Source organism: Micromonospora sp. PRAS1, assembly GCF_059553435.1.
In genome coordinates this window covers 1-1440 of the sequence record NZ_JCANNB010000095.1, presented here as the reverse complement: position 1 = coordinate 1440, position 1440 = coordinate 1, and the positions used below count along the sequence as shown (strand labels likewise).

At 74.7% G+C, this 1440-nt stretch carries 1 protein-coding gene; it reads left to right on the top strand.

Annotated elements, in window-relative coordinates; translation table 11 throughout:
• Positions 1-1440, top strand: a 1440-nt coding sequence (locus AC507J_RS32225) for a non-ribosomal peptide synthetase (protein WP_496294323.1), incomplete at both ends; no start/stop codon positions are given.

The window sequence follows — 1440 nt, the reverse complement described above, 5'->3', positions numbered from 1 at the left end:
TCACCGACCGGGACCGCTCCCGCACCCCGCTGTTCGACGCGCTCTTCAGCTACGACACCGACGGTGTCGGCGACGCCGCCCCCGGCCGGCTCGACGGCCCGGCCGACGTGAAGTTCGATCTGTCGGTGGCCCTGGCCGACGCTGGCGACGCGCTGCTGGGCCAGGTGCAGTACAGCACCGCACTGTTCGACGAGGCGACGGCCGACCGGATGGGCGAGCACCTGGTGACGGTGCTGACCGCGGCCGCCGCCGACCCCGCCGTCGCGCTGTCCCGGCTGCCGATGCTGGGCGCGGCCGAACTGGCCCGGCTCGACGGCTACAACGAACCCGCCTCGTGGCCGCGCCCCACCGGTGGGGTGCACGACGCGGTGGCGCGGTGGGCGGTGGAGACACCGGACTCGGTCGCGGTGGTGGCCGGTGGACGGAGCCTGACCTATGCCGGGCTGCTGGCACGCTCGTCGCGGCTGGCCGGTCATCTGCGCGGTATGGGCGTGGGCCCGGAAACCGTGGTCGGGGTGCGGATGGGCCGTGACGTCGAACTGGTGGTGGCGCTGCTGGCGGTGTGGCAGGCCGGCGGCGCATACCTGCCGATCGACCCGGACTATCCGGCCGAGCGGGTCGAGTTCATGCTGACCGACGCCGGGGCCGCCCTGGTGCTCACCGACACCACCGGCGAGTTCGACGGCGAGTTCGAGCCGGTGGCGGTCGACCCGCGGCAGTTGGCGTACATCATCTACACCTCCGGGTCGACGGGCCGCCCCAAGGGCGTCATGGTCAGCCACGCCAGCGTCTGTGACCTGTCCGCTGCGGCCGGCGACGGCGGTGGCGACATCTGGAGCGTGGTGCACTCGGCCGCGTTCGACGTCTCCGTGTGGGAGATCTGGGGTGCGCTCACCCGAGGCGCCCGGTGCGTGCTGGTGCCGATGGACACGGTCCGGTCGCCCGAGGCGCTGGCCGGTCTGGTCGCGGCGCAGGGCGTGACGACGCTGAGTGCCACCCCGGAGCTGTTCCGCAGCTTCGCGGCGGCCGCGACCGGCCTGGCCGGGCTGCGGCGGGTGGTGTTCGGCGGCGACGTGCTGAAGGCTGCGCACCTGGCCGAGTGGCGCGTCCACGGCCCGGCGCTGATCAACATGTACGGCATCACCGAGACCACGGTCCACTCCACCCGGCACCGGGTCGGGCCCGGCGACGTCGCGATCGGGCGGGCGCTACCGGGCTGGAGCGTGCAGGTCCTCGACCCGCAGCTGCGCCCGGTGCCGGTCGGGGTTGCCGGGGAGCTGTTTGTCGGCGGGCTGGGCCTGGCCCGCGGGTACCTGCGCCGGCCCGCCCTGACCGCGGCCCGGTTCGTCGCCGGCCCGGACGGGTCGCGGCTGTACCGGTCCGGGGACCGGGCGCGGTGGCGGGCCGACGGGGTCCTGGAGTTCCTCGGTCGCAGCGACC